32 protein-coding genes are annotated in these 20,595 nt (G+C 57.5%); 17 read left to right on the top strand and 15 right to left on the bottom strand.

Features of this window, described 5'->3' with window-relative positions; translation table 11 throughout:
• Window positions 1–43: 43 nt before the first annotated feature.
• From GKA01_RS05595 to GKA01_RS05545, 13 genes are all read right to left on the bottom strand, one after another.
• On the bottom strand, window positions 44–283 hold the full coding sequence (locus GKA01_RS05595; RefSeq protein ID WP_146860052.1) for a hypothetical protein: 240 nt from the start codon (window positions 281–283) through the stop codon (window positions 44–46).
• A gap of 84 nt (window positions 284–367) precedes the next feature.
• Window positions 368–652 (bottom strand): hypothetical protein, encoded by a 285-nt coding sequence (locus GKA01_RS05590; RefSeq protein WP_146860050.1) that lies wholly within the window; start codon window positions 650–652, stop codon window positions 368–370.
• Window positions 652–825: a hypothetical protein gene (locus tag GKA01_RS13595; protein WP_167506320.1), complete on the bottom strand. Its 174-nt coding sequence runs from the start codon at window positions 823–825 to the stop codon at window positions 652–654. The genes GKA01_RS05590 and GKA01_RS13595 overlap by 1 nt, the downstream gene beginning before the upstream one ends.
• Window positions 822–1,859, bottom strand: coding sequence for an AAA family ATPase (locus GKA01_RS05585; RefSeq protein WP_146860048.1), 1,038 nt, complete (start codon window positions 1,857–1,859; stop codon window positions 822–824). Before GKA01_RS05585 ends, GKA01_RS13595 begins: the two co-directional genes overlap by 4 nt.
• Complete coding sequence (locus GKA01_RS13770) at window positions 1,856–2,362, bottom strand: PD-(D/E)XK nuclease-like domain-containing protein (protein ID WP_228119791.1); 507 nt, start codon at window positions 2,360–2,362, stop codon at window positions 1,856–1,858. The genes GKA01_RS05585 and GKA01_RS13770 overlap by 4 nt, the downstream gene beginning before the upstream one ends.
• Entirely contained in the window at window positions 2,359–2,718 is a 360-nt protein-coding gene (locus tag GKA01_RS13765) for a hypothetical protein (protein WP_228119792.1), read from the bottom strand. Before GKA01_RS13765 ends, GKA01_RS13770 begins: the two co-directional genes overlap by 4 nt.
• Window positions 2,715–3,482, bottom strand: a complete 768-nt coding sequence (locus GKA01_RS05575) for a hypothetical protein (RefSeq protein WP_146860046.1) — start codon at window positions 3,480–3,482, stop codon at window positions 2,715–2,717. The genes GKA01_RS13765 and GKA01_RS05575 overlap by 4 nt, the downstream gene beginning before the upstream one ends.
• Window positions 3,483–3,534: 52 nt before the next feature.
• The gene (locus GKA01_RS13590; RefSeq protein ID WP_167506319.1) at window positions 3,535–3,684 is read right to left on the bottom strand and encodes a hypothetical protein; all 150 of its coding nucleotides are present in this window, start codon (window positions 3,682–3,684) and stop codon (window positions 3,535–3,537) included.
• 30 nt (window positions 3,685–3,714) lie between these two features.
• Entirely contained in the window at window positions 3,715–3,924 is a 210-nt protein-coding gene (locus GKA01_RS05570; protein ID WP_194265806.1) for a hypothetical protein, read from the bottom strand.
• Window positions 3,924–4,151 carry a hypothetical protein gene (locus tag GKA01_RS05565; RefSeq protein WP_146860042.1) on the bottom strand — a complete coding sequence of 76 codons (228 nt, stop codon included), beginning with the start codon at window positions 4,149–4,151 and terminating at the stop codon, window positions 3,924–3,926. The genes GKA01_RS05570 and GKA01_RS05565 overlap by 1 nt, the downstream gene beginning before the upstream one ends.
• A 647-nt stretch (window positions 4,152–4,798) precedes the next feature.
• Complete coding sequence (locus GKA01_RS05555) at window positions 4,799–5,347, bottom strand: hypothetical protein (protein WP_146860039.1); 549 nt, start codon at window positions 5,345–5,347, stop codon at window positions 4,799–4,801.
• Window positions 5,348–5,403: 56 nt separating this feature from the next.
• A complete protein-coding gene (locus tag GKA01_RS05550) occupies window positions 5,404–6,327 on the bottom strand; it encodes a hypothetical protein (protein WP_146860038.1) in 924 nt (307 codons plus the stop codon).
• Between the two features lie 67 nt (window positions 6,328–6,394).
• Entirely contained in the window at window positions 6,395–7,288 is an 894-nt protein-coding gene (locus tag GKA01_RS05545) for a LexA family protein (protein ID WP_146860037.1), read from the bottom strand.
• A 187-nt stretch (window positions 7,289–7,475) separates the two neighbouring features.
• Here GKA01_RS05545 and GKA01_RS05540 point away from each other — a divergent pair, with 187 nt between their 5' ends.
• On the top strand, window positions 7,476–7,994 hold the full coding sequence (locus GKA01_RS05540) for a hypothetical protein (protein ID WP_146860036.1): 519 nt from the start codon (window positions 7,476–7,478) through the stop codon (window positions 7,992–7,994).
• 3 nt (window positions 7,995–7,997) lie between these two features.
• Here the strand turns inward: GKA01_RS05540 and GKA01_RS05535 are convergent, their stop codons facing one another.
• Complete coding sequence (locus GKA01_RS05535; RefSeq protein WP_146860035.1) at window positions 7,998–8,210, bottom strand: hypothetical protein; 213 nt, start codon at window positions 8,208–8,210, stop codon at window positions 7,998–8,000.
• An 82-nt stretch (window positions 8,211–8,292) separates the two neighbouring features.
• On the opposite strand from GKA01_RS05535, the gene GKA01_RS05530 reads away from it, so the two are divergent.
• From GKA01_RS05530 to GKA01_RS05500, 6 genes are all read left to right on the top strand, one after another.
• Entirely contained in the window at window positions 8,293–8,571 is a 279-nt protein-coding gene (locus tag GKA01_RS05530) for a helix-turn-helix domain-containing protein (RefSeq protein ID WP_145995631.1), read from the top strand.
• 160 nt (window positions 8,572–8,731) lie between these two features.
• Window positions 8,732–8,959 carry a helix-turn-helix domain-containing protein gene (locus GKA01_RS05520; RefSeq protein ID WP_228119793.1) on the top strand — a complete coding sequence of 76 codons (228 nt, stop codon included), beginning with the start codon at window positions 8,732–8,734 and terminating at the stop codon, window positions 8,957–8,959.
• Window positions 8,956–9,225, top strand: coding sequence for a DUF2312 domain-containing protein (locus GKA01_RS05515; RefSeq protein WP_194265807.1), 270 nt, complete (start codon window positions 8,956–8,958; stop codon window positions 9,223–9,225). The genes GKA01_RS05520 and GKA01_RS05515 overlap by 4 nt, the downstream gene beginning before the upstream one ends.
• 4 nt (window positions 9,226–9,229) lie before the next feature.
• On the top strand, window positions 9,230–9,586 hold the full coding sequence (locus GKA01_RS05510) for a VRR-NUC domain-containing protein (RefSeq protein WP_146860031.1): 357 nt from the start codon (window positions 9,230–9,232) through the stop codon (window positions 9,584–9,586).
• A complete protein-coding gene (locus tag GKA01_RS05505) occupies window positions 9,586–10,434 on the top strand; it encodes a hypothetical protein (protein ID WP_146860028.1) in 849 nt (282 codons plus the stop codon). The genes GKA01_RS05510 and GKA01_RS05505 overlap by 1 nt, the downstream gene beginning before the upstream one ends.
• Window positions 10,435–10,436: 2 nt before the next feature.
• Window positions 10,437–11,036, top strand: a complete 600-nt coding sequence (locus GKA01_RS05500) for a hypothetical protein (protein WP_146860026.1) — start codon at window positions 10,437–10,439, stop codon at window positions 11,034–11,036.
• Between the two features lie 181 nt (window positions 11,037–11,217).
• Here GKA01_RS05500 and GKA01_RS05495 read toward each other — a convergent pair whose 3' ends face one another.
• Window positions 11,218–11,643 (bottom strand): hypothetical protein, encoded by a 426-nt coding sequence (locus tag GKA01_RS05495; RefSeq protein WP_146860024.1) that lies wholly within the window; start codon window positions 11,641–11,643, stop codon window positions 11,218–11,220.
• 502 nt (window positions 11,644–12,145) lie between these two features.
• On the opposite strand from GKA01_RS05495, the gene GKA01_RS05490 reads away from it, so the two are divergent.
• The 10 genes from GKA01_RS05490 to GKA01_RS05445 all read left to right on the top strand — a co-directional run bounded on the left by GKA01_RS05490 (window position 12,146) and on the right by GKA01_RS05445 (window position 20,593).
• Window positions 12,146–12,778, top strand: coding sequence for a hypothetical protein (locus tag GKA01_RS05490; protein WP_146860022.1), 633 nt, complete (start codon window positions 12,146–12,148; stop codon window positions 12,776–12,778).
• A 62-nt stretch (window positions 12,779–12,840) separates the two neighbouring features.
• Window positions 12,841–13,185, top strand: coding sequence for a hypothetical protein (locus GKA01_RS05485; protein ID WP_146860020.1), 345 nt, complete (start codon window positions 12,841–12,843; stop codon window positions 13,183–13,185).
• 2 nt (window positions 13,186–13,187) lie between these two features.
• The gene (locus GKA01_RS05480; RefSeq protein WP_146860018.1) at window positions 13,188–13,637 is read left to right on the top strand and encodes a terminase small subunit-like protein; all 450 of its coding nucleotides are present in this window, start codon (window positions 13,188–13,190) and stop codon (window positions 13,635–13,637) included.
• A 2-nt stretch (window positions 13,638–13,639) separates the two neighbouring features.
• Window positions 13,640–14,425 carry a PBSX family phage terminase large subunit gene (locus tag GKA01_RS05475; protein WP_146860016.1) on the top strand — a complete coding sequence of 262 codons (786 nt, stop codon included), beginning with the start codon at window positions 13,640–13,642 and terminating at the stop codon, window positions 14,423–14,425.
• 4 nt (window positions 14,426–14,429) lie between these two features.
• Window positions 14,430–14,708, top strand: a complete 279-nt coding sequence (locus GKA01_RS05470) for a hypothetical protein (protein ID WP_244289169.1) — start codon at window positions 14,430–14,432, stop codon at window positions 14,706–14,708.
• A gap of 155 nt (window positions 14,709–14,863) precedes the next feature.
• Window positions 14,864–16,480 carry a phage portal protein gene (locus tag GKA01_RS05465; protein ID WP_146860014.1) on the top strand — a complete coding sequence of 539 codons (1,617 nt, stop codon included), beginning with the start codon at window positions 14,864–14,866 and terminating at the stop codon, window positions 16,478–16,480.
• A gap of 180 nt (window positions 16,481–16,660) precedes the next feature.
• A complete protein-coding gene (locus GKA01_RS05460; protein ID WP_208653393.1) occupies window positions 16,661–17,473 on the top strand; it encodes a phage head morphogenesis protein in 813 nt (270 codons plus the stop codon).
• Window positions 17,474–17,612: 139 nt separating this feature from the next.
• Complete coding sequence (locus GKA01_RS05455; RefSeq protein WP_146860012.1) at window positions 17,613–18,776, top strand: DUF2213 domain-containing protein; 1,164 nt, start codon at window positions 17,613–17,615, stop codon at window positions 18,774–18,776.
• A gap of 12 nt (window positions 18,777–18,788) precedes the next feature.
• Window positions 18,789–19,550, top strand: coding sequence for a structural cement protein Gp24 (locus GKA01_RS05450; RefSeq protein ID WP_146860010.1), 762 nt, complete (start codon window positions 18,789–18,791; stop codon window positions 19,548–19,550).
• Window positions 19,550–20,593, top strand: a complete 1,044-nt coding sequence (locus tag GKA01_RS05445; RefSeq protein ID WP_146860008.1) for a hypothetical protein — start codon at window positions 19,550–19,552, stop codon at window positions 20,591–20,593. Before GKA01_RS05450 ends, GKA01_RS05445 begins: the two co-directional genes overlap by 1 nt.
• The last annotated feature ends 2 nt before the right edge of the window (window positions 20,594–20,595 follow it).

Raw genomic sequence — 20,595 nt, 5'->3', positions numbered from 1 at the left:
CTGCCCCGGTGCCGTTGCAGGTATTTCACTCGGACAGAAACCATCAGGTGTTCAGCAATTCATCCAATGCACTGCGCGGCCTGGTCTGCATCGTCGCGCTCTCGATGCCAGACTGACGATCCAGCCACCGATCAAGCATTTTGCGATCCCAGAGGCGGCGCGTGCCAATGGTGAACGAGGCAATTTCCGGGGCTACACGTTCACGAAACAGGCTCTCTTTGATCCCCAAATATTCTGCCGCTGCCCGAATTGGCAGGCAGCGGGGCATGATCGTCTCACTCATCTCAAACACTCCCCGGCCGCGAACCGGCCGCAATGTGGAACAGGATTACGAGGGCCAGCGCCTCGCAGAAGGTGGGAAAGTGGGTCATAGCCATCCACTCCGGCGGCGGCGCTCAACTGTTCGCCGGCTCTTGCGCTGCTCCGCGGGCGTCTGGTCGCCCTCTCCGTACCAGTAGGAGACAGGGAAGGTTCCTTCCTTGTCTGCACGCATGAAATCTGCGCCGATCCGACAGCGCCTGCCCTGAGCATCCCAGCAAGCCGAGTTGGTACCTCCGATCCATGATGCAGCCTTGTTCACCCATGTCTGGAAACATGCGAACTGGCCATCAGGCTCACGGGGCGGGATCGGCTTTCCCATCGCTTCACTCATCACGCGTTCCACTTCTCAGTATTCAGCAGGCCGCACTCGCGGCGGATTTCGTTGTCGTCGTGGCGGAGGTCGGCCAGCCAAGGCGCAGAAGCCGGACGCTCGATCCGATCCAGAAGGAACGAGAGCGCAATCTCCTGGCTCACGTCCTCGTTCAGGTCGCGGGAGTAGGTCATGCCGCCTCTCCCTCGTCCGCGACCTCTTGGTTGAAAATTGCCAAAGCTTCGTTCACAGCGTCGGTGACACGATCTGCAAGATCTGGACGGTTTTCTGAGAGATGATTTCGAAAGCGAACTGTCTTCGGTGAACCTGTGATGGTTTGCAAACGCTCCTCATTGTGGGCGTCTTGGATGTAACCAATCAGCCCTGCTGCATCCTCCGCGTCTTGATCAACGGGCGGCCGATCCTCGCCGGTATCAGCCCAGCTGCGCAGGCGCTCTCCCTTCTCAATGGTGATCTGTTCGCCATGTGGAAAAATCTGCTGGAGATCGTGGTTCAGTTTCCGTTGCAGATCATAACGCGGCTGGCCTGGTGTCTCCGGGTGCATCGTCATGGAGCCGGAAAGCTCGAACATGAATGACTTCTCGCAGATCGGCATAAAGCCAAGCTGACGGATCTCGTTTCGCTCTTTTCCGGTCTGCTCGTTGCGGACCTTTTCGAACTTGATCTTTTCCTGAGCGCGAAGGCAGAAAATCAGATGCGTGCGCGTCTGGATAAGTTTTGCCATCATGCGCTTGTGCAACTGCTTCGGCTTCTTCCAGCTTGGCGCGGTCATCGCATCGACTTTCCACGCCTGCACAACGCCGTTCCGATCGGTCGCAGCCGCGATCGCCGCCTGTTCAGCCATATCGGAGCAGCCGCCCTCCCCGTCCCATTCGTGCGACATGCTGTCGATGACGATGACGGTCGCGCCAGCGTCTTCAGCGGCCTTGATGGCCTCAACATAACGCGACGGCGTGAAGGGAGCTGGGAAATCGAGGTGCAGGAAATCGAACGTTCCCTTGGCTGGGTTCGCCTTGTCTCCGGGCTTCGGCGCATAATGCAGTGCGCGGCCGGCCTCGGTATCAATGACGGCAATCTTTCCGTCTTTGCCCTTAATCCCTTCCGCAAGTGTCAGGGCTGAGAACGTTTTTCCGGACCCAGACGCACCGGCAATCCCGAACAGGAGGCCAATCTTGCTGCGGACAGCAGGGCGAATAGTGAAGGTCATAGTGCGTACTCCAGGGCATCATCGCGCATGGCCTGTTCTTCAGCCTCGCGAAGCAGCCAGTTCGGGGCTTCGATGTGTGCGGTGTGCGGATAGCCGGGCCATTCATTGCGCCTGAGGCAGTTGCTCCACATGTCTTGGGCGCGAGACACATCATCTTCGGCCAAGCTGCGAAGCGTTGGTGCTGGCGTCAGAACTGAGACAGCAAACGGTGATTTCATTTCTGCAACGATGAAGCGCATAGGCTGAGGCTCAACACCGCGAAGGATCTGCGCTCCCTGCGCGTAAAACCGATCCTGCGTGCGATACGCTTTGACCATGCGGCGATCCCACTCGGTCGGGTTCGCGCTCATGCCGGTGCTCTTCACGTCGAAGATCGGAGCTTTCGGATCATCTGGAAGCCGATCGACCATTCCCCGGCACCAGATGCCCCCCTTCTTCCAAATCATCACCGCTTCCGAGCGGCCTGGCGCAAAGAACTCAGCGCAATCCTCGCGTTGCTTCATCTGCTCAAGAACTGCACCGGCACACTCGTAAACGCGGTCATGAGCCTCTGTGAGAAGCGGAACGAAGCCTCTTTCGCCGCAGCCGAACGATAGGCGTCCGCCTTCACTTCGACGATTGCTGCCCCCTTGCCGAGAAGCAGCTTGTGAAGGGCCGTCCCAAAGTCCATCGCTGCCGTGACCTCAAACGGCTCACGTTTAAGATTGAGTCGTGGATGCGCGTAATGAGCGTGCATCGGGCTCTGGTCTAAAAGAACGCGCGCAATGGAGTTCGAAAGGCTCGGCTCCAAGCATGGGTCCGAGTGATATACAGCCTCCGGCATGTCGTAGATGCCGGGCTTTTCGATGCGGGCGCTCATAGTGGCACTCCTGTCGCATCAAACTCAGTGCGTTCGGGTGTGCTTGGATCCTCAAGGCAATCCTCTGACGGGGCCCCGTCAATAATGTGAAGCGGGTCAACTTGGCGGAGGAGAGAGGCTAAAATCGTGGCCTTATACTCCTCGGTGCCCTGCCAAAACGGCGAATCTTCCCTGACGCCACCAATCAGGCGCGAAATAACCTTGGCTAGATTTTCGGGCGAAATATCATAGCCGCGCTTTAGAAATTTCTGGACGCGCAGAAGGCTTCCGCCCGCATCTTCGTGGCGATTTGGGAAGGTATATCGAAGTCTCTTTGCCGCTAGATCCTGATAAAAATTAGAAGAGACAAGAGATTTCCATATCGCGCCATCATACCAAATGACGGCTTGCGCAACCGTGAAATCAAAGCTCTCTATGATCTCTTCTGGAGCGTTGAAGGTCCATCTGTGGATGAACTGAACTGGGGTCTTGCCAACCTCGGAGAGAGTAATAGCATTCTTGGTATGCCACGGTTCGCGTCCTCCCCGACTTCCTGAGAGATATTGTGCCCACTTTTCAGCTGTTGTGCGGTTAGGCGACAAAATATCAATATCTGAAATCGGCTCCCCGGCAACGCAGGCACGAAGGTATCCGCCAGCCAAGAATAACTTCCCATCCTTGATGACATTTAGGACATCCTTGGGAAGGCACATAAGCGCACGGCGCAAGTCGTATGAATTAAGACGACCGTAACGCTCTGATGCGGCAATTTCTTTATCACTCATGCTGCTTCTCCAAGCATAGCTGTACGGCGACCGATGGCCTCAGCATTCGCCATCAGGATTTCAAATGTGATGGGTGCAGATCCCGGTTCAGCGCCATTGCGCAGGTCACGTATTCACTCTGGAGGTCGTGCAGTTCATCCAGTCCGGCACGAAATTTGTTCCAAGGACCGGACGCACTTCGGGCGTTTGCTGTTTCACGCATTTCAGAAATTCCTGTCGTTTACTGCTGGTGTCAGTCGGTGGTTACTTGGGCCACGAAGTCATTCAGGCGCTTTTCCACCCGGTCGATTTCGGCGGTGCGCTCGTCTCGTAAAGCCCGCTCTGCCCTCGTCCCGTGCAGGAAATTGGCCTGCTGGCGCTGTTCTTTGAGATATTCCCAGACCGGGGCCAGATCCTTGCAGGCCTGATCATAAGAGACCGGGCGCGTCAGTATTGCTGACATCACGCATCCTCCATCATCGAAATGGTGATGAGCTGGTCTGCGATCTGGTCTTCAAGGGCCAGCAGTTCGGAAAGCTGATCTTCGTTCGGATCGTCCAGAACGTCGATCGCGTCATACGCCTTCTGCAATCCACGCAGGTAATCGTATTCGTCGTCCAGAGCCGTGTTGCCAGCGCCGTAGCGGGCATCAAACGCACTCTGTGAGAAATTGTCAGGCAGGTTCGCCATTGTGGTTCTCCCTCGCCGCTTCGTGCGGTGTGGGAAAACTATATGCGCACTATTGCGCATACTGCAAGCGCAAAAATGCGCACTCGGATATAAAAAGAAACCCAGCCGAAGCTGGGTCTCAATCTTACATTCCGCCGCCTGGGCCACCACCGCCCATTTGACCTCCGTCTCCGCCGCCCATCTGGCCGCCGCCTTGGCTATATCCGCCGCCCTGGCCTCCTTGTTGGCCACCCTGACCGCCACCGGGGCCTCCTTGGTCCCCACCCATTCCGCCGGGACCAGGTCCCCAACATGCGGAGAGCGCGAGTGCCAAACCAACAGCTGTGCCGATTTTCGCAATCTTTTTCATAAATACCTCCTGCGCATCATAACGAGGGGCATCTTGTGCGAGATCGTGGCAAGAATGAAACAAAGAGAAACGCTGCTCAATTCAGCGGTTCTGGCGGCTCCTGCATCGGCGGCGGTTCGCCCGCGGGCGGGTAAGGATTGGGGTGCGGCGCACCGGGAGGGTTAGGCGCCGGCGCTGGTGGTTGCCCGCAGGCGGCGTGGATATGAGGCATGATCGTCTCCATAGGCGGGGGGACAATTATTCAATGCCTGTCTGGGGTGCTAGTTACTATAAGAAACTGATTCTGCTCTCCTGAATGTCAGAATTTTCCAGAGAGGAACTGCCAGTTCCAGCCAGCATTACGTGAAGCTGCCTCTAAGGCTCCTGCACCACTGAATCTTCCCTCGAGAAGTGCCTCGATCTGGGTACGCCGCTCGTCGCAAAGCAAGCCTTTATCCATATCGGTCAGGAGAATACCGAGATAGGTATCAAGCTTTCGGCCTTCTGAAAGCGTCTTCATTTTCTCAAGATCAGCGAGAACCTTACCCCCTCGGCGATCGCCTTCATCGCATATTTTCAGCTCAATGATCGCAATCGGTATGTTGTCTTTGTAAATGGCAACATCGGCACGTAATCCACCGAAGGCGTTAATTTCTTCACTTCCGACGGAGCCACCCAGTTCGCGAAGAATATCGAGGTAAGGGCGTTCAACGTGAGCATGAAGAGCGCATTGGTTATGGAGCCCAAGGGCAATCTGGCCACCCAAAAAGATTTCCGGAATTTCGTTATCGTGCTGGATACCTGACATGTCGCGATAGAGTTTGACCGCTAGGGTGCCTAGTTCTACGATATTCTGACTAAAATCCATTGGATAACTCCTGAAATTTATTGAGCAAAAAGAAACCCGGCCGGAGCCGGGTGGAGTTAGTCTGAAAAATTTAATGGGATCTGTTGGGTGCCCGGAATATGGTCGAGAACCTTTTCGACGGTGTATTCCGTTTTCAAGCCTGCCTCAGTACGCTTCTGGATAAGGTGAACCTCGCAAATCAGTACATCTCCCTTAGAAAATGAGACCTCATTGGAGTCCACACGGCGTATAAAGTCTTCGTCTGCAATCGTAGCACTGATAGTGTTGGCTCCATCATGAAGCCTCCACTTATTATCTTCCTTAAAAGCGAGAGAAAGGATGGAGAAAGCACCGCGCCGATGATCATCCACTAAGATTTGCTCAGGTAACGACGGCTTTGAAAACCACGTGGATTCTTCTCGGTTAACAGAAATTACAGATCTTCCGTTTTCCCGAACTTCGAACTTGTCTATTCCGTCCTGTTTTAAAGGCTCCTCAATAACCTTTTGTAGAGCGTCTCTGACTGGAACACTTTGCAGGACTCGAAGCGTATTTATCGGAACGTCTAGCGTATTGTCCCCAAATTGGATACGCACCATGTCGTTTCCAAGATCATGAACGCTATCCGGATTCCTTCCGCGAAGCCACTTGATGAGAGATATTACCCCAAGCCTAGCTCCGACCACTCCGTCTTTGACGCCAAATCCCAATATTCCTAAAAGATTTGCTGCGGCACTAACATCAGGTCCCGAGAAAAGATTTATAACCTGCTCGTAGAAATTCTGTACGACTTCAAAGGATATTTGGAAGCTACCAGCTTCTAACGCCTTCACATGGATTTTAGTCTGTGCAGCCTCCTTGTTGAGGACGGCATTAGCCGCATCAATAAGTTGGCCAAATCCTAGTAATGCGGGCGCAAGGGCGCGCACGTCCATCGAGTGGTCGCGCAACGCAGGCCCATCGTAGGCCACTGTGAAAGATGCCTTGCTCATGTCAGTCATTTAGCATTCCAGCCAACGCGCTGCATATAAATCTCTCACTTCCAAGTCCACTTCCCAACGACGCGGATCATTCAGGGCGAATGCTTTGAATGATGACGCCTTCGATCCAGTATTCTGGACGGCATCCGTTGTCTGGCATCTCGACAAGATCAGCCATCGACGGAAGCACGATAGCTGCTGAGAATTCAGGATTTGAACTGCGAGGCCAAAGCACGACCTTGCCGTCTTCCTTGATCTCGATTTGCTTAATCGTCGCTTCCTGGTCGCCGTTGGTCTGGCGGATCACGACGACCTTTTCTCCGTTCTTCGGCGCTCTCGCTAAATCGTTGATCCGGACCGCCAACACAATCGTTCCTTCTGGGTACAGAAGGTCCATGGAATCTCCACGCACGCGAAAGGCCACGCGTGGGAGGTTGGGGTATCTATGATCCGGAGAAACGGAGACATATTCCGATGAATAGTCTTGCGAGAACCCGTGCTGAAACACGCCGGCTTGAACGTAACCAATCACGGGTACGCGATTAAAGTCAGAAATCGGCTCAAGGGCAGGCTTAGCAGCAGGCTCCACATTGAAAGCTACCGCTATTTTGGCTTCCGTTTTTGCAGATAGGCTATGGGTGGCGGTTTCATCATTCATAAACCGAACGACAGTTGAGGGGGCCATCCCGCTCTTCCGCGCAATTCCCGCATAGGTCTCGCCAAACCTGTCGCGGATCTGATTGATCCAGGCGCGCTGCTTTTCGCGCACATCAGGAATGGTGGGCTTATTATTCATATGCGCATTTTCGCACATCAATATAAAAACGTCCCTGCGCACTTTTGCGCTTGTGGATTGCGCAATAATGCGCATATGATCCGGCATGACCAAAATACCCACACCCACGGAAATCGAAGCTGCTGCGAAATCCTCCGGCAGGTCGATGAGAGATGTTTGCACCAGCGCCGGAGTTGCGGTCAGCACTTGGACACGATGGAAACGAGGTACGACTTCTCCCCGTATTGACGTTGTGGAGCGTATTGCCGCTGCGGCCCTCCCCACCCGCGCCAAGCGGAAGGAGCCAGCCAATGCTTGACCTTCTGACCTGTGCCTTCTGCGCCCTGTCCTTCGCCGCGTTCATCCGGGCGCATTTTGCTGGGAGGATTGCGTGATGGTGAAAGCCTTCGACTGGGCACCGCATTTCGCGGAAATCGAGCAGATGCTGCGGTCGGGAAAGACCCGCCGCGAGATCGCCAATCATCTGGGGGTGAAAGAGACCTCTCTCTCCTCAATGATCGCCCGTCATAGCCTTGCTGGCCTGTCGCCGAATGGGAGCGCAAAGGGCGGCTCGTCGCCTGAAAACACCCACAACCGCATTGACTGGGAGCCGCTCCTGCCAGTCCTCCTTGAAATGATGGAGCGCGCAGAAAGCGCGACCGTCATCGCTAAGAAGCGTGGCATCTCATGGGGCTCGTTATCTGCTGCGATAGAGCGACAGGTTCCGAAAGCCCTCCGGACCAAATGGAAGAAGGCCCGTCACGAGGTCACGCATCCGAAGAGGGTGCAGGCTGCTCCCGAAACGCGCCAACCGTATGACGCCTACTCGGATGTGACATGGTCGGCACTCTGGAACGGCAATCCGCCTCCCGTGCCGGACTTCGCGTTCGGTCGGGACGGTCGGCTGCACTGAGCCTCACCCCCAGATGTCCGCTCCAACCAACATCGCCAGTTTGAGTGCCAGGTGGTCCTTGACCTCCTGCGGCTGCCGGCTGTGCAGGGTGCCCCACAACTGGGCATCCCGGCACAGTGCAACGGCTAGATGCGGCCTGCCCGCGTCGGCTTCGAATTGTGGTGTCTGGGGCGCGTCTCCTTCCATCGCTGTTGCTCCTTCTCTGCTCGGTGACACGGCAGAGAATGGGGAAAATCGATGCGTAGCTTGGTCCAAGACAGACCAACGTTGGTCCTTTTCAGACACAAGGAGGGCCACGATGAGCGCGGCCGTCCGCCCGATCCGCGCTTCGTTGCTCGACGTCATCGCACGCGAGTTCAAGCCGTATCGGTTTGCTCAAGAGATGCTGGCCCGCGCGTCGAACAAGACGCCCCGGACCGCGAAGAATTGGCTCTCAGGATCAAGCGCGCCCGACATTGAGGCGCTGATCGAACTGATGGCCTCCTGCAACTCCATTGCTGATGAGGTTGAACGCCTCGTCGCAGAGCGCCGCAAGGCGCGTGAGGACACACAATGCCCTGGTTCACCCTTAAACTAGGCCGGTTCGGGTTCGGCCATCACGCGGGACCGCCTCCGTCATATCGGTTCGCATGGCTGCGCATTCTCTGGCGCGATTGGGATGCCTGGTCCTCTTGGGCCGAGGCCGAGATAGCCCGGTATCAGCGGGCTCTCAATGCGGCGCGGGAGGAACTTCGGAAATGAGCGACATCACCGGACGTCCGATTGCATCCATGAAATCAGTTCTTGAGGATGCAGTGAGTCTTGCGGGCGGACAGCGCGCCTGGAGCCGCAAGACCGGAATCAACCAAGCCGACGTCTCCCAGGCCCTCAACGGCAAGAAAGACCCGATGCCGGAGAGCATCATCAACGCGCTCGGCTACGTCACGCAGATCGTGTGCATTCCCATGCGGGGGCAGAACCGATGAGTGAAATGACAGGCTATAATTCAGGGGCGGTTGAAGGCGGCATTGCTGCCGATCGCCTGCGCTACATCATTGAGCGTGTGGAACGGCTGGAAAGCGAGCGCAAAGCCCTTTCCGGCGACATCAAGGACATCTTCTCCGAAGCCAAGAGCGCGGGCTTCGACGTGAAGGTCATCAAGCAGATCATCCGGATCCGGAAGCAGGAACCCGCCGACGTGGAAGAGCAGGAAACGCTACTCGACGTCTACCGCCGCGCTTTGGGGATGTGACGCCATGTCTCATGAAGAAGACCGGCTCCATACCCACATCTGGCGCGCCCTGCAGATCCTTCTGCCGGAGGACGTTGTGGCCTGGAGCAATGAGAACCGGCGCAACGGACAGCGCGAAGGCGCACGGCGAAAGGCCCGCGGCTGCATCGCGGGCGTGCCGGACATGCAGTTCACGCACGCAGGCCGGGCGCTCTACGTCGAGATCAAGACGCCTACGGGCACCGTCTCAAAGGAACAGCGGGCGCTGCACAAGCGCCTCAAGTCCACAGGTGCGCCTGTCGCCGTCTGCCGGTGTCTGGATGACGTGATCGGCTTCCTGTCCCGTGAGGGCATTTCTTTGCGTGGGGAGGTGATGGCCTGATGGCACGTATCCGTAGCATTCACCCTGGCTTATGGACTGACGAAGCGTTTGCGACGCTGTCTATGGCTGCCCGTGTCCTCATCATGGGGATCTGGAATCACGCTGATGATGGCGGCGGTTTCGAGTGGAAGCCCCTCACCCTCAAGATGCGGATCTTCCCTGCCGACAACGTCGATGTGGCTGCCCTGCTCGAAGAACTGTCCAGTAGCAATCTCATACTGGAATATGACGAGGACGGGAAAAGGTTCGGAGCGGTACGCAATTTCGGCAAGTGGCAGCGGGCACAGAAACCAGATCGGTTCTGTCCGATGCCCTCGGAAATACGAGAATATGCAGGGACGGTACACGTTCTGAGCAAGGAAGAGCGTAAGAAAAACGATACCGCTACAGGATCGAAAGCCAAGGAAACGCCTGATAACAGCGACCAGTCGCTTACCGGTACTGTACCAGTCGCGGATTTGGAAAACAGAAGGGAAGAAGGGAGGAAGGTAAGAAAGGAAGAAGGTAATACCTCTCTCACTTCGTTCGAGAGTGAGCGCGCGCAAAATCCGAAATCGGAAAAATCGAAACGAGCCTCCCGCCTCCCTGCCGACTGGCAGCCTACCCCTGATCAGGTCCAGTTCGCCGAAGCCAGCCAGGTCGATCCTGTCCGGACGGCCGAAGTCTTCCGCGACTACTGGCTCGGCGTGCCAGGCGCCAAAGGCTGCAAAGCCGACTGGGACGCGACGTGGCGGAACTGGGTTCGGCGTGAAGATGGGATGCGAACACCAACCGTCCCGAGCAAGGCGCAGCAACGGGCCGACAATGCGGCCGCATGGAAATCCGGCGTGATGCTGGAGGGGTACTGACCATGGCAGAAATTGCAAAACTCACCCGTGCAACCATCGCCAAGGCCTCAGGATACGCTCCGGCAAGCGGTGACCTCAGGGCGCTGATTGCGGCAAAGCGCGAAGGGTATCTCTGGCGCTCCGACCTGACGCCGGACCGCATCAGTGCAGTCCGTCACCAACTCGCCATGGCCGAGGCTGCCGCAAAGCCACCTCCGTTCGAGGGGATCAAGACCTGGCTGGCCAAGCTTGCAACGCTGGTGTCGAACGCTCCGGTCCCGTCCGGCGAAATCTGCGCGGTTTTTGCCGAGGTCTGCTCCGATATCCCGGATGGAGCTTGGACCCCGGCAACCCGCATCGCGTGGACCCGGCAGGCAGACCGCAACGGCTACCCCATCGGCTCTCGCTGGCCAGCACCGGGCGAACTGTATGCCCATCTCCGGCCCTATGCCGAGCAGATCCGGTCCGAGGTCACCGGCCTGCGGGAAATCCTCGCTATGGCCGAAAAGCCGAGTGAGCCGGAACGTAAGCGGCCCGATGCGAAGGAAATGGCGCGGGCTGGCGCTCTGGCCGACGCCGTGATCCGCGAACTGCGGGCCACAGGCGAAGGAATGGCGCTATGACCGACCAATCCAACACCTGGCCGGCCTGCATCGGCGAGTACGCCGCAACGCTGGCTAAGCCCCGGGACTGGGCAGCGGCATACATGAACTACAGAACCATGATGGCCGCACCGATGCCGTCAGACGCTATGCAGCGGCTTCAAGGAAATATGCAGCCTCACGGCGATAAAGTGACGAGGGCTTACCAGCCCCAGCCTGGACCAAATCCATAGCCTGGGCCAAAGCCGCCGCCCCAAGGGCCCCACTCCCCCCAGTTCCACTGAGCGTCCTGGTAGTCCTGCGCAGCCATTTGCTGTTCGTCAGCGATATTCTGCTGCTGCTGATATGCTTGGTATCGTCCATATGCCGCCTGATCGCCGATATACAGACAACCACATACCGTTGGATCAGCGTAAACGTAGCTCACCGTGTCACCGTGGATACGGCGAACGAAGTGATGAGCTGGCAGCTTCTTCAGCATGGCAATCCGCTGAGGGGTTGAAGCGGGTTTGAGCTGAAACCCCGCCGCGGCGAGGTGATCTTCCTTCTGGGAGACCATCTGCTGAGGAGATTCACAAGCTGACAGAGCGGTGACGCAAATGAGAGATGCTAGAAAAGCTTTTTTCATATTGAGACCCTCCAATAAAGCCATAATGGCAACACCTGTCTGGGAGAATACTCACACGCTTTGTCAGCTCAGTCCTATGAAAAGATATTGAAAAACCGTTTATGAAAAACCGCCCCGAAGGACGGCGGGTGCTATGACCCAGCCGGTGGCTTTTTAACGCCTCTGAAAAAGTTCATGAATGAATTCATAATTCATCATCATAGCCAAGGCCATAAAAAAGAAAATAAGAGGAAACGAGATCAGCAAAGATATTACTTGCACAGCGGTAGATATCTTCAACTTCCCATCATTTAATTTAACTTCAAAGTATAGACTCAACAAATACTTAACAAATATAAAAATACTGAAATCATACCCAAATACCATCATCGCTCCCGCAATAAAAAATGAAGATTGGGGATGGATATTGGGCACTAAAAACACTTTCAAAATGACACACGCTCAAGAATGATACTGTTTCTTTCTCTTGTACAGCTACCCTCCCCTGTACTAACATCTCCACATGCCAGCAGCCCTGAAATCCCGCACCGGACTCGGCGACACGATCCGCCAGTTTTCGACGCCGAAGACGGTCCGAAAAACGGCATTCATTCCAGCCCGGGCGGAGGGTAATTCTCCTACGCCGGAGAGGATGGCGAAGGGGGACTATGAATGGCAGGGCAAGAAGCGGATCAAGCTCAATACCGTAAACGCCCTGCATATGGCGGGAGACATCAACGGCGATGCAGTCACAGCCGCGAAATGGTGGATCTGCGATTATGTGTTCGCAAACCACGGATATCTGGATGTCCTGAATGACGTTCTGCCGTCCGGTTATGTGAAGGGTGATGTCCACACCTTCGCCATCTCGCGTGGAAATGCTGCCGAGCGGATTGGCATGATCCGTGATCGCCTGGGGTTTTGCGCCCATGTTCGGTTGGAAATGATGCTGGCGCGGGAATTGTCATTCTCAGCCATGGGAGCAGCACTTTACCCCGCTCTTGGAAAAGCTCTTCAGCGCGGGAAGGTCTCCGCTCAATGCGCGCTGGTTCTTGAGCAACTCCCTGCGGCGTATACAGACACTCGTCGCGAAATCAGGGAACGGATCGAACGCAATGCCGCCGAGAAAGGGCTTGTACCTGCCAGCGCGCCCTGATACGGTTGGACAACACTGAAGAATTGCGCCTGTAGCGCAAGTGTTATTCCGGACAATCAGCGATGGCCATACCCACCCTCACAACTGGTGATGTGGTGAGATGGCGTGGGTCGCTCCATGTGATTGCAGGAATACAATCAGGCAATGCGGCCTTGTGTCTCGTTCTTCCGACAAGGACGGTCAGACACCGTGCGGATATTCAGATTGAGTTTCCTGATACACTGCATCTTGGGCTGGTCGATGGTGCGCTGATCCGGTGCAAACCGTTCGTGTTTCATAATGCTGGCAAGCTGACCAAAGACGGGGCTTTGTCCCCTGCTCTGCTTTGTCGGGTCTATGGTGCGATTGGGCGTGAGATGGATGCGCGTCGCGTTGAGGCTGGGTGCCCGAAATATCTGGTGAGGTAGTTATGGCGAGGAAGAAGGCGGAAGTTATTCCGGCTCGTCCTAAAAGAGCCCCGCCTACTCCCATCACTCCTGAAGTCTGGGATGAGGTTTTGGACCTGATCGAGCAAGGACATACGATTCGTGACATCTCTGCCATGGCCCACATGCCGGACTGGACGACGATCCGGCGATACATCAGGACTGATGCTGAACGCAGCACACAGTACGCCCGTGCGCGCGAGGTCGCTGCTGATGCTTATGAAGCAGAAATCCTGAGCGAAGCGCGATCGGCAGACCCTGTGACGGCTGCTGCTGCCCGCGTCAAAATTGACGCTCTTAAATGGGTGATGAGCAAGCGAGCCCCGAAGGTATACGGCGACAAGATCACGCAGGAACACACCGGCGCTGACGGTGGCCCATTGGAGTTTACGGAAATCAGGCGTGTGGTCGTGGACGTACCCAAGAAGGATTGAGCATGACGAAAGCGCTGGAGATCCCCACAGCGCGCGTCTTTCTGCCTCTGCTGAAGCCGAACCGATACAAAGGCGCGTATGGTGGCCGAGGCTCTGGCAAGTCGCACTTCTTTGGCGGTCTGACCGTTGAAGAGCATCTGGCGATACCGGGCCACCGAACGGTCTGCATCCGCGAAATCCAGAAGTCGATTGCGCGATCATCCAAGCAGCTGATCGTGGACAAGATCAACCAGTTCAACCTGCACAAACATTTCGACGTGCAGGATCAGGTCATCAAGACACCGGGCGATGGCCTGATCGTCTTTCAGGGCCTCCAAAACCACACGGCTGACAGCATCAAGTCGCTGGAGGGCTTTGACCGCGCTTGGATTGAAGAAGCCCAGTCGATCAGCTCTTACTCGTGGCGAATGCTGCGGCCAACGCTTCGTAAACCGGACTCTGAAATCTGGGCGTCATGGAACCCTGCGTCTTCTGATGATCCTATTGACGAATTCTTTCGGGGTGAAGGATCGGACCGCGCCGATCTAACGGCCGTCCGGGCGAACTGGTCAGATAATCCGTGGTTCGATGACGGCACTCTGCCAACCGAGCGCATGGAGGACCAGAGGGCGCGGCCTGACGAATATGATCACGTCTGGGAGGGTGATTACGTCACCATTTCCGATGCGGTGATCTTCCGTAAGCGCGTCACGGTCGATGTTTTCGAGACGCCTGAGGACGCCCGGTTCTTCTATGGACTGGGGCTTCTCTCAGGACCCGACGGCGGCCGTCCGGTGCTTCATTCGTGATGACGTGCTCTACGTTGATTACGAAGCTGGCGGAACAGGCATCCATCTGGATGAGCTACCCGAGGTTCTGGACGAGATCCCTGGAACGCGCCGCTGGCCAATCAAGGCGGACTGCGCCTCCCCGCAGAACATCAGTTTCATGGCGACCCGCTACCGCTACAACATGACGCCCGCCAAGAAGTGGCCAGGGAGCGTAGAAGACGGCATCGATCGGCTGAAGGCGTTCAAGCGCATCGTCGTTCATCGGCGCTGCCCTCGCATTGCAGAAGAGTTTCGCAAGTAAGCCTTCAAGGTCGATCCCAAGACCGAGGAGGTGCTGCCGGTCATTGTGGACGCCTGGAACCACTGGATCGACGCGCTGCGTTACGCCCTCGATGGGATCATTCAGAACCGCCGCTCAATGCCCTCGTTCGCAGGCTACAAATCAAGGATACGTTGATGAAACACTGGTTCGGCCGCAACCGGGAGCGCAAGCCGTTGCCCGAGCGGCGCGAGCCTGTGCTTTCACGCTCGGACAGGCGCATGAATCTGCGCTCGTTTCGTGGACATGGCTCTGGTGGACTGCAGCTTGACCCGCGTGAGGCTTTTGACCCGTACAAGCCTCCTAAGGGTGTGCGCGGCTATGCTCCCGAAGCGCTGGCGATGGACAGCGGAAATCTCGAGGCCGTCGCTGATATGGGTGGCTGGGCCGCGACCGCCGCTCCTGTCCTGCGCGATTATTTCGAGGACGGGCTTGCATTCCTCGGCTATCCGCAGCTTGCCCAGATGGCGCAGCGGGCTGAGTACCGCAAGCCGTGCGAGGTCATCGCCCGAGAGGCCACCCGTGAGTGGATTGAGTTCCGTTCTGACAAACAGGGCGCGGACGTTGACGAGAACGACGGCGCCGCGAAACGAATTGCGGAAATCGAGAAAGAGTTCGAGCGCCTGAACGTCCGGCGCGTCATTCGCACGCATGTGCTGCATGGCCTGCTCTATGGTCTGGGGCATGTCTGGATCGGCATCAAAGGTGTTCCGCTCACGACCGATGGGCAGTCAGTACCGCTCGTCATTGGCGACAAAGGTATGGCGAAAGGCTCACTGGAGCGCCTTGCCAATATCGAACCGATCTGGACGACGCCGAACAGCTACAACGCGAACAACCCCCTCGCCCCGGATTTCTACCGCCCGAACAACTGGTGGGTCCTCGGGACGATGGTGGACAGTTCCCGCCTTCTGACTACGATCCTCTACCCGGTCAGTCAGATCCTGGCTCCCGCCTTCAACTTTGGCGGACAGTCCCTCACGCAGCTTCTGCGCGCCTACGTTCACAACTATCTGGCTACGCGCAACAGCACGGCCACCATCGTCCGCAATTTCTCCAAGCTGGTCCTGAAAACGGACATGACGGGGAATATACAGACGGACATCGGGCCGGGCATGGACGCTCAGCCGATGCCTTATGGCGATGTGGACATGGCCTCCGTGCAGGGGCGCGCCGCCTACATGCAGGACGTGTCTGAGGGACAGGGCACGATTGTGGTGGACAAGGAGCGTGAGGATGCTTCGATCATCGCCACGCCGCTGTCTGGGCTGGATAGTCTGCAAGCGCAGGCGATGGAGGCTATGGCGTCGATCCCTGGCATTCCGTTGGTCAAACTGTTCGGCATCCAGCCTCAAGGCCTGAACGCATCGTCCGAAGGTGAAATCCGCGTTTTCTACGACGAGGTTTCCGCCTTTCAGGAAGCGCATATCCGCCCTTCCCTACAGCGGATTTTCGAAGCCGTTCAGATTCACCTCTGGGGCAAGATCGATCCGGATCTGTCCTTCACGTTCGTGCCGCTCTGGCAGATGGACGAGAAGGAATTGGCTGAAATCGAGAAGATTAAAGCCGATCTGGTGGCGCTGCTCATTACAGCGGGTGTCATCGCTCCGGAGGAAGCCCGCGAGCAGCAGGCCACAGACGAGCGCAGCATTTTCCGTGGCGTGAACCTGAGCGGCCCGCCACCAGAGCCGCCTGAACCTGAGCAGATGCCGGGGATGGAAGATTTGTTGAAGAAGGGGGAGGAAGAAGAGTGATGGTAAATTGGCATTGGCCTCAATGGGCCTTTTTCCTTCTTTTGTCGGTTAGCTTGCTATTGCATGCGCGAGACCACGGCAAACCCAAGACCGGCAAGGATAACTTTTGGGTGGCGATAGTCAGTATCGCGCTCCTGAATAGCCTCTTGTTCTTCGGCGGTTTTTGGACCCCTCGATAAAATGACCCAACTCCGCTGCACATCTGCGACCGGGAAGGCGCTCAAGCCAACCCGCGCCAGTGCTGCGCTTGAGGCTCTTTACTACCGCGATCTGATGCGCCTGATCCGCGAGATGGACGACAGCCTGACATACTGGCTGACGGCCAACTACCGGAAGTACGAGACCGCCATTGCTCAAGACAGCGTGGCAGACGAACTGCAAAAGGTCATGAACAAGCTGACGGTCCGGTGGCGCAGTCTATTCGATGACCGAGCGCGGAAGATTGCCGAACGGCAGGCGGGGCGCTGGAAGGGGCACGCCGACACGTCCCTGATGGACAAGCTGCGACAGGCCGGGTTTGCCGTGAGGTTCAGGCCGTCGAAGGCCGTGAAAGACGTTCTGGATGGTGCGATCAACGAGAACGTCAGTCTCATCAAATCGATTGCGGACCACCACCTGACGGAAGTCTCACAGATGGTCCAGCGCTCTGTGATGGCGGGGCGCGACCTATCCACTCTGACGGCAGACCTCAAAGAGCGCTACGGCATCACACAGCGCCGTGCCGCCTTCATTGCGCGGGACCAGAACAACAAGGCCACGTCCTTCATTACGCGAACACGTCAGATCGAGCTTGGTCTGACCGAGGCAATCTGGTGCCACTCAAGCGCCGGGAAGCATCCCCGTCCGAACCACGTGAAGGCCGGACGTGAACGCCTTCGATACGACATTCGACAGGGTGCGGACGTGGACGGCAACGGCAAGTTGATTTTTCCCGGCGAGGCACCGAACTGCCGCTGCACGTCGCAGGTGATTATTCCGGGGTTTGACGCCTAACGACGTCTGCTAGGCGCGCCAGTTCCTGCTCAATCGCTTGCGGTTTTCCAGGATGGTTCCGTTCATAAATGCCCCTCACGGCAGAAGTGAGCATCAATAACAGCTTCCGTTCGTCTTCAGTCATAACGGCTCCACAAGAATGACAGATACAATCATGGCCCTTGACCGGTCGGTGCGGCGCATCGACGAGGACGGGCATCTGCACGTTGAGCGTTGCGTGCTCAGCGCGGCTGTAGTCTCGCCCTATTACGGGCGCGAGATCAATGGAGCCGAACGCCTCGGGCTAGTGCCTGACACGATCTACTGGATGTACCGGGACGCCGATGCCTTGCGGGAAGCCGCATCGAGCATGAACGGCAAGCCCCTGATCGAAATCCACCAGCCGGTCAGCGCGGACGATCATCCGCGTGAGATCACGGTGGGTTCAGTCAACAACGCCACCTTCCAAGCGCCCGATCTGATCGGGGAACTGGCGATCTGGGACGGCGACGCGATCAAGAGAATTCAGGACGGCTCAAAGCGGTGCGTGTCGGCTGGATACGCTTACGAAACCGTCCCTGAGACCGGTGAGATCAATGGTCAGCGCTACACGCTGAAGATGGTCAATATCCGCTTCAACCACCTCGCTTTGGTGGAAGAACCCCGCGTGAAGACCGCCATTATCGGCGACAGCGCACCCCCCAACATCACGGAGATAACGAACATGGCTGTACGCAAGCCCATGTCCACAGCGGGCCGCATTGCGGCGGCCATTCGTTCCGGTCGTCTCGCCATGGATGCGTCTGAGGAAGACGTGAAGAAGTGCATGGATGAGGACGAAACCGAGGAAGAAGGCAAGAAAGCCGAGGACGAGTCTGACGACGATAAGGCCGACAAGAAGGCGGAAGACGCCAAAGCCTGCGACGAAGACGATACGGACGACGATGATCAAGCCGCCGATGAAGACGATGACGACGACAAGAAGGACGAAAAGAAGGGCATGGACGCCGCTTCTGTTTCGCGCCTGATCGAAGCCGCCGTTTCCAAGGAGCGCCGCCGCAACAAACTGGCGCAGGATGCCCGAGAAGCCGTCCGCCCGCTTGTCGGCGACGTAATCGGCATGGACAGCGCAGGCGACATCTACCGCTACGCCCTCAAGCAAATCGGACAGGACGCCTCCAGCGTTCACGAAAGCGCCCTCCCCGCGCTTGTCAGTATGGCGATCAGCGCCAAGCGTCCCGAGCGTCCGGCACGCATCGCGTCTGACAGCGCGATCGACAGTGATTCCCCTCTGGCGGGCGCCTCTGCTCGCCGCAAAGCGTAAGGAGCGGTCCCGATGGGTTTCCCTTCCAAGATCAATTACAACTGGGCCAAGGGTTTCCCGGGTGGCATCGCCTCCGCGAACCCGCGCCGCTCCGCCATCCCCGGCCCAATGGGCTTTATCGCTGGCGCTGATGGCGTTCGCGTCGGCGCCTTCGCATGGGTGCAGGCGGACGGCGTTACCGTCCTGAATACGCCGCCCTCGACCTATTACACGGTTGCGAGTGTTGCTGTTGATGCTGGCGGAACAGGCTATGCTGTGGGTGATACGGTCACATTCACCGGGGGCAAAGCGACGGTCGAAACGATCGCCACTGGCGGCGTTGTATCGGCCCTTACGATCCAGACTACGAGCCCTGAAACTGCAAACCCGGCCGGAACTGGCGTTGCCACCACGACCAACGGCAGCGGTACGGGCCTGACGGTCACGACGACGAGCACGGAAACTGCGTCCAGCGCCCCGACTGGCTTCGTCCTGCGGGATCAGACCGGCCTCATCACGACCTATCTGGGCGAAAGCACGATGGTCCTGCCGAGCGGCTTCAATGTGCAGCTCATGACGGGCGGCGATTACTTCGCAGTATCCGCGACCGCCGCCGCAACGACTGGCCAGGCCGTTTACGCGTCCACCACGGACGGCACGCTTCAGACCGGAGCGGCTGGCACGGTTCCAGACGGTACGGTCGCCACAGGCTTCGTCGTCACCCAGGGCGGCGCGGCCGGTTCTACCATCATCATCTCCGGTGCTGTCGCGCCGATCTCCGGGAGCAACGAATAATGGCTTCGTTTCGTAATGACGCGACGCGCCTTGCGCAGGATTGGGGCATCAATCTGCCGGGTGTGACGCACTACGTCGGCGAACGGGGGAACGCCTATGACGCGGCTCCGACGTTCTCCGCTGTCACGGCGCCGAACAGCGGTATTCCAGCCGTCATCAACACGATGGTCGATCCGCAGCTGATCCGCCAGCTTATCACGCCGACCAAGTCCGAAGAGATCTACGGATCTCAGAAGAAGGGTGAACGCGCAATCAAGACGGTCATGTTCCCGGTCATCGAGGCGTCCGGCTATGCCGTGGCTTATGGAGACTTCGAACAGGCTGGTGACAGCAGCGCGAATGCCAACTGGGTCAACCGCCAGTCCTTCACCTTCCAGACCTGGGCCAAGTATGGCGATCTGGAAGCCGAGATGATGGGCATGGGCAGCATCGACTGGGTTGCCGAGCAGCGCACCGCAGGCGCGTCCGTTCTCGAAAAGCAGCAGAACCTGCTGAACCTGTTCGGACTGACCGGCCTTGAGAACTACGGCGCCCTGAATGATCCGGCCTTGCCTGCCGCCATCACGGCTTCGGTGAAGGCCGGCACGTCCACGGCATGGACGAGCGTGAGCGATCCGAACCTGATCTATCCGGATTTCGTGACCCTGTTTGCGGCCCTGAACAAGGCCATGATGGGCAACATCAACAACCAGACCCGCCTGAAGGTTGTGGTCCCGTCTGAACTCTCGCAGGTTCTGACCTACACCAATCAGTTCGGGATTACCCTTGAGGACATGCTGAAGAAGGCATGGCCGAAGATGGAGATCGAGTTCCTTCCGGAAGCTGGCGTCACCATGTCGGGCGGCTACACCAGCGCCAACGTCATGCAGATGTTCGTGCCGGAAGTCGATGGCGTCGAGACCGTCACGACCGCGTTCACCGAGCGTCTGACCATGCACCGCCTGGAGCAGTATTCCACCAATGCGCGCCAGAAGATGTCGCGTGGTGGCTGGGGTACGGTCTGGAAGCGCCCGATGGCCGTTGCGCAGATGGTGGGGATCTGAAG

It is taken from the genome of Gluconobacter kanchanaburiensis NBRC 103587 (genome assembly GCF_007988905.1).
GTDB classification, from domain to species: Bacteria; Pseudomonadota; Alphaproteobacteria; order Acetobacterales; family Acetobacteraceae; genus Gluconobacter; species Gluconobacter kanchanaburiensis.
The sequence above is the reverse complement of the archived record's forward strand: the minus strand, read 5'-3'. Positions and strand labels throughout refer to the sequence as shown.